This window comes from Streptomyces sp. NPDC088812 (assembly GCF_044750285.1).
Taxonomy (GTDB): domain Bacteria; phylum Actinomycetota; class Actinomycetes; order Streptomycetales; family Streptomycetaceae; genus Streptomyces.
Genome location: NZ_JBIVJP010000017.1, coordinates 157,666 through 172,837 on the forward strand (window position 1 = coordinate 157,666; position 15,172 = coordinate 172,837).

The following is a 15,172-nucleotide window of genomic DNA, read 5'->3' on the forward strand; positions in this document are numbered from 1 at the left end:
GCGGGCCCCGGGCACGAATGCCTCGGGTCCCGGGGTGTTCATCGGCGGGTGGCGGGCCGGGAAGCCGTACGACGCCGGATGCGCGGAGATCTTCGGCAGCCGCAGGGGTTCGGGGTGGCGGATCAGTTCACCGAGGATGCCGTGGCCCTCCGGATAGTGGCCGATCCCGGCGATCTGCTCGTCGGTGACGCCGACGGTGAGGAACTCCGACAGCCGCCTGCCGTCCGGCGTGATCACGCCCAGCGCCGCGTACTCGGCGTCGACCAGCGCCGCCGCGGCCTGGACGATGCCGCGCAGGGCCTGTTCGAGGTCGAGCTCACGTCCGACCGAGAGCACCGCCTCCAACAGGCTGTGCACCCGGTCGCGGGTGCCGCGCGCGGCGTCCAGGCCCTGTTCTCCCGACGCTGCCACGAAGTGACAAGTAACTCAGCGTGTCGTTAGGGCCTTGGCTGCTGTGCGGGGTTCAGGAACTTCGCTGCCGGTGAGGGCGGTGAAGTCGGCGTGGGCCTGCTCGACGGCTTCGGGGTACGCCTCGCGTTTGGCGTACTCGGCCAGCGCCCGGTAGATGCTGGCCACCGAGGGGTTCTGTCCCTTGCGCTTGCCGGTGGGGATGATCAGGTCGGGCTGGATCTGCTCGACGGACTCGCCGCCCGCGCGGCGCCGCAGCACGGTGTGGAGCATGTCGTCGGTGATGACCGGCGGCCGGCCGCCGTGCTTGCCCTTGCGGGCCGCGGTGTCGAGCCCCTCCAGGGTCGACTCGCGGATGTTCTCCCGCTCGGTCTCCGCCATCGCGGCGAAGAACGCGAACAGCAGCTTCCCCGGCCCGGTCGGGTCGTAGATGCCAGGCAGCGGACCGGCGAGCATCTCCAGGACCAGGCCGTGCGCGGTGAGGTGGTCGGCGAGCGCGGTGAGCTCGGCGGCGTCGCGGCCCAGCCGCTTCATCTCGTACACGGTGAAGATGACCCGGCAGTGCGGGGCGTGTGCCTTGACCTCCCGCGCCGTCCGCAGCGCCTCCTCGAACTTGGGCCGCACGCGGACCCGGGTGCTGATCTTCTCGCTGAAGATCTTGTCCCTCGGGATGCCGTGGTTGCTGAGCGCGTCGAGCTGGGAGTCGAGTTCCTGCCCGAGCGTTGAGCAGCGGGCGTATCCGATGCGGATGTCCGCGCTCGGCAGGTCCGGGTCGATGGGAGCCGGGGGCGGGGTGCCCGGGCGCCACGGCCGGCCCGGGCCGCGGTCGGCCGGGGTGGGCACCCGCAGTACCTTCTTCAGCCGGGGCACCATCGTGAAGCGGCGAGTGTGGTACGCGGCGGCGACCGCGCCGCCGCGCGAGCGGCACGGCGAGCCGGGCTGCGCGTCACACTTCGGACAGGCGTGCTGTTCGACGTCGTCGGCGTCTGACCGGTCGGCCGGGGCGAGCTGCTGAGGGTCTGTCATGGGCCCGGATTTTCGCACAATGCAAATCTCAGAAGGGGGTCCGTCCCACTTTTGAATGAGAACGGGTTCTGGGAACGGAACGGGGGCCGGACGGGCTCCGACAGTCAATTGTTGATCTTGCTCGCGCAAAGGACCGTTTATGCGAGATCAGGCTGTCCATGAACGGTCTGGAACGTCCCCGCCGCAGTGAACGCGTTGGTGATCGGCGCGATGAGCGAGGTGAAGCGGCGGGCACCCGCGGTGCCGATCGGCGCCCATAGCGCGGCGCAGTGCTCGTCCGTTTCCACTTCGATGCGCTCGCGTGCCGCACTGCCGGCGTCGGTGACAACGCCGTGGGAATCGAGCCAGCCGCGCGCAACGAGGCGTGCCGTCGCCGCGCTCCACTCCTCGTCGTCCCACTGACGGGTCGCTCGCGCGAGAGCTGTCGGGAGGCGGCCGGTCGCGGTGTGCAGAACGAGGCAGTCGCATGGCCCGAGGCCGTTGTCGGCGAGTACGACGAGATGGGCGTCGCCGCGCCACTCGCGCGCCACCGTGATCTGCTGCCACAGTGCGACAAGAGGATCGGATGGAAGCGCGACCGAGGCGTTCGCGGCGGCGAGCACCTTGCCAGCGTAGTCGGCACCGGCGATGACCGGATCGATCAGCGAGCGCGCCTCGGCGAGGTGGTCGTCCGTGAGATGTACGTTGACACGCCGCATCGCCCGTCCGGCGGCCAGGAAGCGGGCGGCCTGCCACCGCTCTGGCGGCGCGGCGTCCCACACGCCCGCCATGGCCCGCACCGCCCGTGGGCTGAAGTTGTAGAAGGCCGCGAGCGTGACGTGCCACGGGACCGCGCCCATCGCGGCCGACCGGAAGGCCAGATATGCCGGCCCGCGGTCGGTCACGCCGAGCCCGGCCGCCTCCTCGGCGCTCTCGGGGGCAAGGTAGATGAACAGGTGGGCGGCGCTGACGGCGCGGCTGACGTCACGGACGGCGCTCAGGTCCATTGGGCCGTCGCCGGTGCGGGCGGAGTCGGGAAGGGCGTCGAGGTGCATCACGGTGGTGCCTTTCGGGAGTCGGGCGGCGCTGTCAGGCGGGTGTTTCGGCAGTGGCGATCAACACGGCGCGTCCGAGGGTGTGACCGGCCATGGTGAAGCCGAGGACGGCCGGTGTGGCGTCGGCCGGAACGCCTGTGGCGGGGATGTCGAGGGCGTGTACCACGATGAAGTAACGGTGTGGGCCGTGTCCGGCTGGCGGGGCGGCGCCGATGTAGTGGGCCACGCGGGCATCGTTGGGCAACTGGTAGGCGCCCTCGGGGAGCTGTGAGCCGGTATCGTCGCCGGTGCCCTCGGGGAGCTCGGTGACGTTGGCGGGGATGTCGGCGACCGCCCAGTGCCAGAACCCGGACCCAGTGGGGGCGTCGGGGTCGTAGACGGTGACGGCATAGCTCTTGGTGCCGTCCGGGGCGCCGCTCCAGGACAGCTGCGGGGATATGTCCTTCCCGCCGGGCAGGCCGGAGGAGTACTGCTCGGCCGGCCACGCGGCGCCGTCGGTGACGGTAGTGCTGGTGACGGTGACGGAGGCCGCCCGGGGGAGGCGGGCGAAGGGGTCGTTGGCAGGCACAGCGGTAGTCCTTTCCGGACGAGAACGTCTTCATCGACTACTGATCGACCGTAACACAGATAATCGATTATCTAGGGGATCGTCTAGGATGGGCACATGACTCAGATGGCGCACTCCTCGACCCCGCCGGGGAAGCAGATGCTTTCCGAGCAGGTCTACGCACACCTGCGGGACGCGATCATGCGCGGGGACCACTCCCCTGGCGCCCCCCTCAAGCCGCAGGATCTTGCCAAGGAGCAGGGCGTGAGCCTGGCCGTGGTGCGCGAGGCGCTTGTGCGGGTGGTCGGCGAGGGGCTCGCCGACCGGCTGCCCAACCGCGGTTTCGCAGTCCCGTCCTTCTCCGACCGCCGCTGGCAGGAGATCGCGGAAGCCCGCCGGACCGTCGAACCGGTCGTACTGCGCATGTCCATCGAGCGCGGCGATGTCGACTGGGAGGCCCGTGTGCGGGCCGCTCACCATCGTCTGGTGCGCACTCCGGCGTACGAACCGGAGGCGGGCGAGTACTACACCGCCGCCTGGGCCGAGGCACACCGGGTTTTCCACCGGACGCTGCTGGAGGGCTGCGGCAACCCCGTGCTGCTGGACACCTTCGACCGGATGTGGACCGCGAGCGAACTGGCGCGCCGCTGGTCGGCGCACCGCAATCCGGGCCGGGACGGCGTCGAGGAGCACCGCCGACTGGAGGAGGCGGTGCTGGCCCGCGACGCCGAAACCGCAGCCGCGGTCCTGGTCCAGCACCTCACCTTGACCGCGGCTGCTCTGGCCGGCGATTCAGGTCAGGCCACCTAGGCTTACGCCACAACAGCGAGGTCGAGGTGGGAATCCATGTCCAGCTCGAACCGGCCGTAGGGGTTCACATGCGTCCAGAACAACGGTGACAGGGCCCGCCGGTCGGCGTCGGTGAGCCGCCTCTGCCACCTCTCCTCGCTCAGGATGTCCTGGAGGAGCAGGGTGTTGACGTGCACCAGCGCGGACTGGAGCAGGTGCAGGGCGAGCATGGAGACCTCCTGGGACTCCTTGTCGGAGCCGGTCAGGTCGCCGTCCTTGCCGTAGAAGAGGTCATGGTTGGCGGAGTTCCAGTTCTCCACGACCTGGAGCCCGTCGTTGATCTCACGCCGCAGCACCGCGTCGGCGAGATAGTCGCAGATGAACGCCGTACGTACCGCGCGGCCCAGTTCCTCGATCGCCCGGTACGTCGGATGCTTGGGCCCGCCGCGGGTGAAGCGCCGCAGGACCTGCTCGGCCTCTGCGGTGCCCAGGCGCAGGGCGGTGGTGTACTTCACGATCTGGTCGTACTGCTGGCGGATCAGGTCCCAGCAGTCGATCGTCTTGGTCGACAGCACCGGCGCCAGGTTCGGCCACTTCTCGTCTTGTCCGGCCGCCGGCCGGTACAGGCGTGCCGAGCCGACGTTCTTCAGCCTGGGGAGCAGGTTGAAGCCGAGCATGTGGGCGAAGGCGAAGGCGACGATGGAGGCGCCGTGCGTGTCGGTGTACTGCCGGTCGATCTCCACGTCCGTGCAGTGCCGCAGCACGCCCTCGATCATCGCGGCGACCTCGGAGGCCGAGCAGGACTTGAGCTGGCTGTAGACGCACAGCGACTTCTTCTCGACGTGCCAGTAGATCATCACGCCGGGACCGCGGTAGCGCTGGTGCCACTCGGTCATGAAGTTCGTGGACCGGGAGCCGAACTTCTTGGAGTCGCTGGCACAGGCGGTGCCCTCGCCCCACCACGCCTGATCGCGGGCGGCGAAGGTGGCGTTGACCAGCCGTACCAGCGCCGCGCGCAGGTTGGTCCGGTTGACGAACAGGTGCCGCACGCGGCGCAGGACGGCCTCGCTCTCGCCGTGCTTGCCGGTGACCGCGACCCGCTTGATGCCCATGTTCGTGCCCAGCGCGAACAGCACCAGCAGCAGCCGGCGCCGCAGCACCGCCTTCGGGACCGCCTCCCTGGTGGCGACCGAGCTGAACTCGCCGGTGAAGCCGGTGGCGAACTCGGCCTCCTTGAGGATGTCGATCAGGTCGATGGTGCCCCAGCGGCGCTCGATCTCCGCCTTCAGCGCGACAAGGTTCTCCGGCTCCTCCTGCTTGCCCAGCGGCGAGACCTTGATCCACGGCTCGCCGTGCCGCTTGACGATGTCCACCCCGCCCGTGGTGCACAGCTCCAGCGCCGCATCGAAGCGGGTCAGGGCCTCCCGCAGCCGCTTCTGGAGGGCCTCGATGAACTTCTCCGGGCCCTGCGGCTGGCGGATCGCGTCGTAGTGCACATCGCGGTTGTCCTCGAAGTCCGGCGGCAGATCGTCCTCCGGGTTCCGCCACCGGTCCGCCACCGGCACCCAGATCTCCCGCCGCCGCAGCGCGTCCCGCAGCGCCACGAGCACGCACAGCTCGTACGGGATGCGCTCGACCCGGCCGCGCTCGTCCACCACCGCCTTGCGCCACTCCTCGCGCACCACCCCGCCCAGCGGAATCTTCTCCGCCTCGTCGAAGAAAGCGCCCTCCTTGGCGATGGGCTGATCCAGGTACCGCTTGAGCAGGTCGATCGCGTCCATCACCGGCCGGTAGGCGGTGTTGTTGCACTTCAGATCCAGGGCCTTCAGCAGCGGCGAGAGCATCCGCCGCCAGTGGCCCGAGTACGACGACCGCAGCACCGTACGCACCCGGGCCCGGTAACGCGCCTCGTTCGCCGCGGCCTCCGCCGCCAGCGCCTTCAGCGTGGATTCCCCGGCCACCGGATAGATCACCTTTCGGACCGTGCCGCCCGGCTCCGCGACCGCCGCCTCCGCCAGCCGCAGCAGGATGCCCTCCTTGCCGCGGACCCGCTTGAGCTCCTTGTTGAACTCGCCCTCGACCTTCTTCTCCGCCCGTGTGTTGATCTTCTGGACGAGCTGAATGAACAGCTCCACCAGCGAGTCGGTGATCTCCGTCTCCCTCACATGGCACAGCGTGGCCAGCAGCGTGTAGCGCACCGGGCCGGCCGCCGCCCGCAGGTCCGAGGGGTACTCCTTCGATGCCCGTGCCCGCCAGGCGGCCACCAGTTTCTCCGACACGTCCCCGAACAGCTCCGACGGCAACTCCAGCGCCCGCACCCGCTGGAGCTTGTTCACCTCCGCCAGCAGGCTGTCCAGCCCCAGCGCACCCGGGTCCGCTTTCAGCTCGGTGAAGAACGTGCCCCCGCCGCCCGCGCTCTCGTCCGTGCCGGCGTCCTCGGCGATCAGGTCGTCCAGCCGCGAGCGGGTCGCCGCCGACAGCCGGCCCACGGTGGCGGCGCAGAACCGCTCCCGGTCGTCATGACCGGACCAACCTCCCCGAGCAGGCCCCTCGATGAGCCCAGAAGATCCAAAATTCTGACAAGCAGACCTCGGATCCGCTACAAAGAGCTACTTGTCACTTCGTGGCAGCTTCGGGAGAACAAGGCCGTCCAGGCGGGCCTGGAGCTCCCCCAGCAACTCGTCCAGTCTCAGCTGCGGCAGCCGCACGCGTGCCGTCCGGGACTCGTCGGAGCGTGTCACTGGTCGTCCTCCACGTCCCGTTCGCCGTGCGTGCCGACGGCCGGCCGTCCCGTCCACGCGCCGCGGTGACGGTCCACGGGAGGAGGCGGTGCGACCGGAGACCGGCCGGCCCCAACCGTGGCCGCGGTCGGCGTCCGGATCCGGGGAGACGGCCTGCCGGGGGGGCGGCGGTCGGTGGGTGCAGCCCCCTCCGTTGTCGTACCGGCCGCCGCCCGCGGCCAGATCGCCGTTCGCCCGACGATGGAACGCCCCTCCTCGATCGGTCAGGCCGCCGGGACGGCCAGCACGTCGTGCCGTTCCTCGCCCAGCACCACCTTGAGGGCGCCGGTCTCGGCGGCACGGGCGAAGACGTCGTAGGCCTCCTCCATCCGGTCCAGGGGGAAGGTGTGGGTGACCAGCTCCGGGGTGGGCAGCCGGCCGGCGGCCGCCAGCCGCAGCAGGGTGGGCGTCGAGGACGTGTCGACGAGTCCGGTGGTGATCGTCACGTTCTTGATCCACAGGTCTTCGAGGTGCAGGGTGACGGGCTTGCCGTGGACGCCCACGTTGGCCACGCGGCCACCGGGCCGCACCATGCGCGTGCACGTCTCGAAGCTCTCCGGCACTCCCACGGCCTCGACGACCACGTCGGCGCCCAGGCCATCGGTGAGGTCGGCGACGAGTTGCTCCGGGTCGTCGCGGACGGCCACGACGGCGTCGGCGCCGAGGCGCCTGGCGGCGTCGAGCCGGGAGTCGGCGAGGTCCACGGCGATGATCCGTTCCGGCGTGTACAGCCGTGCGGTGAGGATCGCGGCGAGTCCGACGGGGCCCGCCCCGACGACGGCGACCGTGTCCCCCGGCCGGACGCCCCCGTTGATCACACCCACTTCGTAGGCGGTCGGGAAGATGTCGGCGAACAGCACCGCGTCCTCGCTCCCCAGCGTGCCGGGGAGCCGGTGCACGGACAGGTCGGCGTACGGCACGCGCACGTACTCGGCCTGTGTGCCGTCGATCCGGTGGCCCAGGATCCAGCCCCCGCCGCCCCGGCACTGGCCGTACGCCCCCTGCGTGCAGAAGCGGCAGCGGCCGCAGGCGGTGATGCAGGAGACCAGGACCCGGTCCCCGGGCCGTACGGTGCGCACGTCGCCGCCGGCCTCGACGATCTCGCCGACCGCTTCATGGCCCAGCACGGTCCCCGGGCGCACCTCGGGCACGTCGCCTTTGAGGATGTGCAGGTCGGTGCCGCAGATGGTGACGGCGTCGACCCGCACCACGGCGTCGGTGGGTTCCTCGATGCCGGGGTCCGGGATCTCCTCCCAGGCGGATCGTCCGGTGCCGTGGAAAACGAAGCCCTTCATGACCGTTCCTCCTTCGGTCTCCGGCTCTTCGGCTCTTCGGCTCTTCGGCATGGCGTCGACCGGCGCGCCGAGGCGCGCTCGGCGCGCCGGACAGCCCCCCTGTTGTCAGCTTGGGCCACCGTGGGGGCATCCGCATGGGCCGGTCGGCCCCGTTCGCGGTGGGGCCGGGGCCGGCTCGCCCCCGATGGGGCCGAAGGGCCCAGGACAGGGACCGGGCGGCCCGTGGTGCCGCGCGCCGTAACGGAACAGGCTGGTGGCAGGGGTCGAACGGCAGCTAGAAGGAGACGGAAACGATGACCACCACCACCCTGTCCACGGCCCTGCCGGCCGAGCACCGCGAACGGCTGATGCGCGTCGCCCGCGAGGTTTCCATCGTGTCCGGGGAGCGCCTGTTCGAGGAAGGCCGGCGGGCCGACCGGTTCTGGATCGTCCGGACCGGAACCGTCGTCCTCGACCTGCACGTGCCCGGCCGCCGCGCCGTCACCCTCGAGTCGCCGGGCCACGGCGAACTGGTCGGCTGGTCCTGGCACTTCCCGCCGTACAGGTGGCAGCTGGGGGCCGAGGCGCTCAGCCCGGTGCGGGCCTGGGAGTTCGATGCGGAGGCCGTACGGTCCCTGTGCGCGCAGGACCCCGACCTCGGCCGGGTGATCGCGACCTGGGTGGGCCGGGTCGTGGCCCACCGGCTGCACGCCTCCCGCGTCCGCCTGCTGGACCTGTACGCGCCGTACGGCAGCGGGAGCCCGGTGTGAACGGCACTGCCGGCATGGGCGGTGGCGGCCGGGGCGTTCACGGGGCCCGCGGTCCTCACCTGCGGCCTCGGCCGGGTCGGACAGGCGGCGCGACCGCGTGACGTGGTGGCGTCGCCGTCGCGGAACTTCTCCTCGGGCACGCGTCCCCGGCCGCGGCCGGCCTCATCAGGTTCCCGGCGCCGGGTCGAGCGGCTGTCCGTTCGGCGCCGCGGCGCAGGTCGCGGCAGCCCGCGGGGCACGGCCCGGCGGCCGGTCCCGACTCCGACCCGCAGCAGGCCCCACGACGGGGCCGGCAGCGCTCGGCCGGGGAGCCGGGCCTCGTCCTGCCGGGCGTCCGGCGCGCCCGTGGGACCGCGAAGGCACCTGGTCGAGGGCGGCCCGTCGGAGGCGCTGGTGCCGGCCCCGGCCCGAACGGCGCAGGGCGCGGCCCGGCGGCCGGTCCCGACTCCGACCCGCAGCAGGCCCCACGACGGGGCCGGCAGCGCTCGGCCGGGGAGCCGGGCGTCGTCCTGCCGGGCGTCCGGCGCGCCCGTGGGACCGCGAAGGCACCTGGTCGAGGGCGGCCCGTCGGAGGCGCCGGTGCCGGCCCCGGCCCGAACGCGCTCATCCCGGCCCCGGCCGGCACCGGCCTCCTCCTGGTGGGGCGCAGGGAGCGGGAGCCGGTGCGGGGAGCGTTCAGGCGTCGTCGTCGGCCGGGGTGATGCGGCGCCCCGACAGGCGGTCGATGTCCATCGCCACCCACAGCGTGCGCGGGCCTCCCGCCCAGGGCTCGGTGTGCGCCCGCTCGTCGAGCCGGCGCACCGCGTCGGGGTCGGTGACGGCCCGGGCCCGTCCCACGGCCAGGACGCTCCAGCCCCGGCTCATGGCCTCGTCGACGCGGTCGACCTCGAAGGCCACCTCGTGGCCGACCGCCGCGGCGGGGACCGCGCCGGGCGCGGTGCGGAAGGCGATGGCCTCGTCGACCACCTCGTAGTTGACGGGCACCACGGCGGGACCGTCCGGTGCGGTCAGCGAGACGCGGCCCACCCCGTGCGTCGAGAGCAGGGCCCGGCACTCCCGCTCGTCGAGGTCCCGCAGGCGGGGGTGGCGCAGCGCCCTGCCCTGGCCGGGGGGCCGATCGCGGCCGCCGCCCTTGAGTTCGAAGAGCGTGGTCCCCAGTGCGTCGGCCAGACGCAGGAGGGTCCCGAGGCTGGGGTCGGACGCCTGCGTCTCGAGGTAGTCGAGGTACTGCGGTGAGATCCGGGCGCGGCGTGCGGTCTCCGCCAGGTCCAGGCCCCGCCGTCGCCGTGCGGCGGCCACGCGCCGGCCGATGTCACCGGGCTGGTCGGCGACGGCCCCGACGGCGTCCGCCGGCTCCGGTCCGCGTCCGCCCGTCGCCGGCTCCTCCGGGCCGCCGCCGGGGTGGACATGGGCGTCCGGTCCGGGGAAGACCAGCGTGACGTCGCCGGTGTCCGACCAGCGCACGTCGTACGGCGGTGTCCCGTCGTCGTGGTGGAGGCCGACGATCTCCCCGTCGCGCCGGACGACACCGGTGGACGGGCTCTCGACGACCAGCCGGTCGCCGAGGTGGGCGCGCATCACCATGCCCTCTCCTTCCGTCGACGTCCCCCTCCAGCATCACCCGGGAACGGTGACCGCACCACGGGACCGGGGTCCCGCCGGACCGGGCCGGCCGGCCCCCTCGCCCTGGCACCCGCCGGCCAGCCCCCTCGCCCGGCACCCGGCCGTGGAATATCTCGCGCCCGGCCGGCGCGGCGAACAGGGCCGACCGGCCCTAGCGCACGGGGGCACGTCGGGCGTGTGCTCGGAGCATGTCCGAGAACCACGACGGGTCCGCGCACCACCCCACGGAACGTGTCGTCGGCGGCACGACCGTGGTGGAACTGCGCGGCGAGATCGATCTCCTCACGGCGTCGCCGCTCTCCGCGCGCCTCGACGCCCTGGCCTCGCGCCCGCGCCCCGACCTCGTGCTGGACCTTCGTCCGGTGTCCTTCATCGACTGCAGCGGGCTGAGCGTGCTGTGCCGGGTGAGGAACCGGATCCTGGCCGGACACGGCCGTCTGCGCCTGGTCGTGGACAGCGACCGTCTGTTGCGCGTTCTGCGGTTGGCGCGCCTGGCCGACGTCTTCGAGGTCCTGCCCCACCTGCCCGGGCCCCTCGTCCGCGTGCCGGAGGCGGACGTCGTGCCCTCCGGGAGGGACTGACCGGGCGGGCCGGGTGGCCTGCCCCGGCCCGCCCGGCCCGCCCGGCCCGCCCGGCCCGCCCGGCCCGCCCGGCCTGCCCTCGGCGCCTCTCAGCCGGACGGGACCGGACCGGGCACGGGCGTCTGTGCGGGGCGCGGGGTCACGCCCGCCGGCGGCCCCGGACTCGCGGGGGAAGCCGGGGCCGGGGCGGCGGGCGGGGCCGGCGCGGGCGCGCGGTCGTCGCCGGATCCGTCCAGGCAGTCGACGAGGCTGACGAAGCCGGCGCGTGCGCCGCCCTCGGTGACCACGAAGTCGCCGGCCGTGTGACTGCGCAGCAGGCACATGTCGTAGCGGACGACGGCCGGGATGTCGTCCGGGGCGGCCTCCGTCCGGTATCCGTGGCGGCCCACCAGCTGGCAGGAGTCGTAGCGGATCAGCGGGCCGCGCGGGCCCACCGCGTAGCGGTGCGGGACCACCTCGGCGGAGAAGTCCTTGAAGGCCAGGCCGGTGTCGTCGCAGTCGCTGAAGTGGACCGTGCCGCTCTTCCACGCGCAGTCGATGACCCGCACGTTCGGGTCGCGCACCTCGAACCGGATGTCCTGGGCGTGGAACCGCTGCACCGAATCGTGGTGCTGGGCGACGGGGAAGCGGAAGAAGGTGCTGGTGATGCCGTACTCCTCGGTCGGCCGGGGCCGGGTGCCGGTGATGATGTACGAGCCGCCCCGGCAGGTGATGGAGCCGCCGTAGGGGAACTCCAGGAAGTTGCCCCACTCGTACTCGACCTTCATGTCGGTGAACCAGTAGTTGAGGAACTGGTCCTGGTCGTTGGGGTCGGCCTGCCGGCGTCGGGACAGGCCCGAGTAGAGGAACGCCTTGCGGTAGCTGCCGCCTACGCGGCACGCCTCCCAGCGCATCTCCGAGTTGGTGTCCGTGCCGTCCAGGGCGAGCCCGAACTCCCACTCGCCCATCCACTCGCACTCCGAGAACCGGTAGTCCTGCGCCTGGCCGGTCGAGTACGAGCCGAAGAAGGAGGCGCCCGGTGTGGCCGAGCGGAACTGCATGCGCTCGAAGGACAGGTTCGACCAGACGTCCTCGTTGCGGCAGAGGAAGGAGCCCGGGCCGCGGGCCGGGCGGAAGACGAGGGTGGTCATGCGTTTGCCCGCCCCGCTGAAGCGCAGGCCGTTGGCCGCGCGCAGCGGGGCTACGCCGTTGAGCAGCGCGTGCGGACGGGTGATGAGGAACTCGCCGGCCGGGATCTCGATCACCGTGCGCCCGACCCCGCGGGTGACCCGGGAGGCGGCGAGCGCGTAGGCGATCTCGAACGCCGTGGTGTCGTCGGTCCGCCCGTTGCCCACGGCGCCGAGGTCGGCCACGTTGATCACGAGCGGCAGCCGGGCGGCGGAGCGGCCCCGCCCGGGGGCCGCGGGGTCCGGGGGCACTTCGGGAACGCGTTCCGGTCCGACGGCCGCAGACGCGTTGTGCGCGGTCAGGGCCGTCGCGGTGAGCACCGACACCCCGCCACGCAGAAGTTGACGACGGCTGACACGAGACATCCCGGCTTCCCGTTCTGCCATAATTGCCTTCTTTCCAACCTTTTTCTTACCGAAGGAGGGGTATGACCGAGTTTGCCGAGACTCTCAGGTATCTGTCGGCGGCACAGAAGCCTGCGAAAGGGGTCTCGCTCTACACCCTGTTCATCAACCGCCCGGCCGGCCGGTTCCTGGCCGCGGTGGCCTACCGCGTGGGGGCGACGCCCAATCAGCTGACCGTCCTGAGCTCCCTGTTCACCTTCCCGGCCCTGGCGGCGGTGGCGCTGCTGCCGCCCGGGCCGGGGATGGCGGTCTGCGTCGGCACGACCTTGGCCGTGGGGTTCGCGCTGGACTCGGCGGACGGTCAGCTGGCGCGCGGTCAGCGCTCGGGCAGCCCGTCGGGCGAGTGGCTCGACCACGTCCTGGACTGCGTCAAGATCGTCGCCCTCCATCTGGTGGTGCTGGTGTCGCTCTACCGGTTCTTCACCCTGCCGAGCCCGCTGCTGCTGCTCGCGCCGATGGTCTTCCAGCTCGCCGCCGTGGTGATCTTCTTCGCCGGGATCCTGACGGAGAAGCTGAAGGGGCGGGCACCGGGTGCGGCTCCGGCCGGGTCGGCCCCTGCGCTGCGGTCCGTGCTCCTCCTGCCCGTCGACTACGGCGTGACCTGCGTCGCCTTCCTATTCCTGGGGAGCCAGCACGCCTTCCTCACGGTGTACTGCGCTCTGCTGCTGGCCCACGTTGTGTTCATGGGCGCCTTCCTCGTGAAGTGGTTCCGCGAGCTGCGCTGAGGGGATCTCCGGCGACTGGCGGGTGGAGAGCAGTTCCAGGGCGCCGCGCAGCAGGGTGCTGGAGGTGTGCATGGTGTAGGGGAAGTACACGACCTCGACGCCCACCTGCGCGAAGCGCCGTTCGAACTCCTCCCACTTGGGGGTGCCCCGCCAGTCGTCCCCCTTGAAGATGACGTGGAAGCCGATCCGCTTCCACGTCTTCAGCTTGTCGACCTCCGACTCCACGGCGACCTCGTCGACGTAGCGCACACTGCGGACGATCTCCAGGCGCTCGGCGAGCGGGACGACCGGCACCCGGCCCTTCAGCTGCGCGGTCAGGTCGTCGGAGGTGACGCCGGCCACCAGCCGGTCGCAGTGCCGGCGCGCCTCGCGCAGGATGTTGAGGTGCCCGATGTGGAACAGGTCGTAGACACCGGGCGCGAATCCGATGCGTGTCACTTGGGTTCACCCTCCACTTGCTTCTTGGCCGCCTTCGCCGGCGCGGTCTGCGCGGGCACGGTCTTCGCGGGCACCGTCACGGTCACGGCGTTCGACTTGGCCGAGGTGTTCGTCCCGTCCGTCACCTCGAGCGTGTACTGGTGGCTGCCGGCCGCCACCGCGTCGGTGTGGGTCATCTTCGGCAGCTTCCAGTAGGTGGACTCCTGCGTCTTCGTCGCCACGGCCTTGCCGTCGCGGTAGACGCGGTACGTCAGGGAGGCGTCGTCCCGGTCCCAGGTGGCGCGCCAGGTGAGGGTGACGCTGCCGGGGTCGGTGTCGGACACCGCCAGGACGGGCACCTCCGGCGCCCCGGTGTCCCGGCTCCCGAAGCGGGTCAGGCCCTGCTGCGGCACGTCGTTGACCCGGGTGAACTCACCTCCCGCCCACAGCACGCCCTTCGAGACCGCCAGGGCACGGGGGCCCACGTGCTCCCCGATCCCGTCGTTGGTGTCGGGGAACCAGTGCAGGATCCTGCGGTCCTCGAGGGACTGGACCAGCAGGTGCTGCCGGTCGCCGCGGTCGGGGAACCCGCCGGGCGTCTCGTTGCAGTTGTGCGCGTGCGACGCGCTGTAGAGGAGGTTCTTGTACGGCAGGATGGCCTGGGTCGCCCCGAAGCAGGTGTCCTTCCACACCATGCTGCCGTTGGTGAGACGGCCCGCGATCCGGCCGTCGAAGATGCCGGGGCCGTGGCCCTCCGCGCCCACGTAGAAGCGGTCCTTGTAGCGCGCGATCGTCTTCACCGACGACTGCGGCGGGAACCACCCCGGGTAGGCGAGCACCGTCTTGCCGCTGCCGGGGTTCAGCGTGACGAGCGAGCGGGCCGCCTGCCCGTTGACCGACTCGAAGTCGCCGCCGACGAACAGCCGGCCGTGCGAGGTGGCGGCCGACAGGGCCCGCACCGGCTGGTCGACCTCCGCCTGGAAGGGCAGCAGGGCGCCCTTGGCGGTGACGGCGGCGACCCGCTTCCGGAGCTGTCCGCCGATCCGGCTGAAGTCGCCTCCCAGGTAGACGGTGTCGCCCGTCATCTCGATGGCCCGGACGGTGGCGGACACCGACGGCCGGAAGTCCTTGCGCAGGGTGCAGCCGGTGATGTCCAGGGCGACGGCGTTGGCGACGCGGGTCGAGCCGACGTGGTCGAAGGAACCGCCCACGTAGAGCACCCGCCCGTCGGGGGAGGCCTTGAGGGCGCGCACGGTGTGGTGGTGACCGGTGAACGTGGGCGCGCAGGGCAGGAGCTTGCCGGTCTCGGCGTCGAAGGCGGCGAAGTTGCGGCGGGCGACCTGCCGTTCGCCGGGGGCGGCTCCCGGCGGGCGGACGGTGTCGAAGGATCCTCCGACGTAGACGACCCCGTTCGCGGCGGCCAGCGACCAGACGATCCCGTCCGTCTGCCAGGTGGACAGCGGGTCGGCGGAGAAGGCGGGTGTGCCGTCGGCGGCCGCGGCGAAGGGGGCGTCGAGCAGGACGGTGGTGCAGCAGACGAGCGCTGTGGCAGCGACCCTGGCGACCGGCTTCGTACGGCGTTTTCTCAAATGCAAGGGAAACCCCGGTTGGCAGTGGTGTGAGGGGG

The 15,172-nt window shown here is 71.9% G+C and carries 13 protein-coding genes and 2 pseudogenes; 4 read left to right on the forward strand and 11 right to left on the reverse strand.

What is annotated here, in order from left to right; translation table 11 throughout:
• Positions 1 to 33: 33 nt before the first annotated feature.
• The 4 genes and pseudogenes from ACIP67_RS27945 to ACIP67_RS27960 all read right to left on the reverse strand — a co-directional run.
• Positions 34 to 411: pseudogene (locus tag ACIP67_RS27945) on the reverse strand (GAF domain-containing protein); the annotation flags it as partial.
• A gap of 15 nt (positions 412 to 426) precedes the next feature.
• On the reverse strand, positions 427 to 1,434 hold the full coding sequence (locus ACIP67_RS27950) for a recombinase family protein (protein ID WP_401695610.1): 1,008 nt from the start codon (positions 1,432 to 1,434) through the stop codon (positions 427 to 429).
• A 137-nt stretch (positions 1,435 to 1,571) separates the two neighbouring features.
• Positions 1,572 to 2,468, reverse strand: coding sequence for a hypothetical protein (locus ACIP67_RS27955; protein ID WP_401695671.1), 897 nt, complete (start codon positions 2,466 to 2,468; stop codon positions 1,572 to 1,574).
• A gap of 34 nt (positions 2,469 to 2,502) precedes the next feature.
• The gene (locus ACIP67_RS27960; protein WP_401695611.1) at positions 2,503 to 3,036 is read right to left on the reverse strand and encodes a YbhB/YbcL family Raf kinase inhibitor-like protein; all 534 of its coding nucleotides are present in this window, start codon (positions 3,034 to 3,036) and stop codon (positions 2,503 to 2,505) included.
• A gap of 96 nt (positions 3,037 to 3,132) precedes the next feature.
• Between ACIP67_RS27960 and ACIP67_RS27965 the strand changes: the two genes are divergently transcribed.
• Positions 3,133 to 3,825, forward strand: coding sequence for a GntR family transcriptional regulator (locus ACIP67_RS27965; protein WP_355567860.1), 693 nt, complete (start codon positions 3,133 to 3,135; stop codon positions 3,823 to 3,825).
• A 2-nt stretch (positions 3,826 to 3,827) separates the two neighbouring features.
• On the opposite strand, the gene ACIP67_RS27970 is transcribed toward ACIP67_RS27965, so the two are convergent.
• The 3 genes from ACIP67_RS27970 to ACIP67_RS27980 form a co-directional block, all read right to left on the reverse strand.
• Positions 3,828 to 6,359, reverse strand: a complete 2,532-nt coding sequence (locus tag ACIP67_RS27970) for a Tn3 family transposase (protein ID WP_401695672.1) — start codon at positions 6,357 to 6,359, stop codon at positions 3,828 to 3,830.
• 54 nt (positions 6,360 to 6,413) lie between these two features.
• On the reverse strand, positions 6,414 to 6,545 hold the full coding sequence (locus tag ACIP67_RS27975) for a hypothetical protein (protein WP_401695612.1): 132 nt from the start codon (positions 6,543 to 6,545) through the stop codon (positions 6,414 to 6,416).
• A gap of 263 nt (positions 6,546 to 6,808) precedes the next feature.
• Complete coding sequence (locus ACIP67_RS27980) at positions 6,809 to 7,879, reverse strand: zinc-dependent alcohol dehydrogenase family protein (protein WP_401695613.1); 1,071 nt, start codon at positions 7,877 to 7,879, stop codon at positions 6,809 to 6,811.
• A 293-nt stretch (positions 7,880 to 8,172) separates the two neighbouring features.
• Between ACIP67_RS27980 and ACIP67_RS27985 the strand changes: the two genes are divergently transcribed.
• A complete protein-coding gene (locus tag ACIP67_RS27985) occupies positions 8,173 to 8,628 on the forward strand; it encodes a Crp/Fnr family transcriptional regulator (RefSeq protein WP_401695614.1) in 456 nt (151 codons plus the stop codon).
• 675 nt (positions 8,629 to 9,303) lie between these two features.
• Here the strand turns inward: ACIP67_RS27985 and ACIP67_RS27990 are convergent.
• Positions 9,304 to 10,206 carry a pyridoxamine 5'-phosphate oxidase family protein gene (locus ACIP67_RS27990; RefSeq protein ID WP_401695673.1) on the reverse strand — a complete coding sequence of 301 codons (903 nt, stop codon included), beginning with the start codon at positions 10,204 to 10,206 and terminating at the stop codon, positions 9,304 to 9,306.
• A gap of 233 nt (positions 10,207 to 10,439) precedes the next feature.
• On the opposite strand from ACIP67_RS27990, the gene ACIP67_RS27995 reads away from it, so the two are divergent.
• On the forward strand, positions 10,440 to 10,832 hold the full coding sequence (locus ACIP67_RS27995) for an STAS domain-containing protein (protein WP_401695615.1): 393 nt from the start codon (positions 10,440 to 10,442) through the stop codon (positions 10,830 to 10,832).
• Between the two features lie 89 nt (positions 10,833 to 10,921).
• Here ACIP67_RS27995 and ACIP67_RS28000 read toward each other — a convergent pair whose 3' ends face one another.
• The gene (locus ACIP67_RS28000) at positions 10,922 to 12,364 is read right to left on the reverse strand and encodes a hypothetical protein (protein ID WP_401695616.1); all 1,443 of its coding nucleotides are present in this window, start codon (positions 12,362 to 12,364) and stop codon (positions 10,922 to 10,924) included.
• A 62-nt stretch (positions 12,365 to 12,426) separates the two neighbouring features.
• Between ACIP67_RS28000 and ACIP67_RS28005 the strand changes: the two genes are divergently transcribed.
• Positions 12,427 to 13,128, forward strand: a complete 702-nt coding sequence (locus ACIP67_RS28005; protein WP_401695617.1) for a CDP-alcohol phosphatidyltransferase family protein — start codon at positions 12,427 to 12,429, stop codon at positions 13,126 to 13,128.
• 18 nt (positions 13,129 to 13,146) lie between these two features.
• On the opposite strand, the pseudogene ACIP67_RS28010 reads toward ACIP67_RS28005, so the two are convergent.
• A pseudogene (locus ACIP67_RS28010) lies at positions 13,147 to 13,566 on the reverse strand (adenylyltransferase/cytidyltransferase family protein); the annotation flags it as partial.
• Positions 13,563 to 15,134 carry a fibronectin type III domain-containing protein gene (locus ACIP67_RS28015; RefSeq protein ID WP_401695618.1) on the reverse strand — a complete coding sequence of 524 codons (1,572 nt, stop codon included), beginning with the start codon at positions 15,132 to 15,134 and terminating at the stop codon, positions 13,563 to 13,565. The pseudogene ACIP67_RS28010 and the gene ACIP67_RS28015, both read right to left, overlap by 4 nt.
• Positions 15,135 to 15,172: the final 38 nt, after the last annotated feature.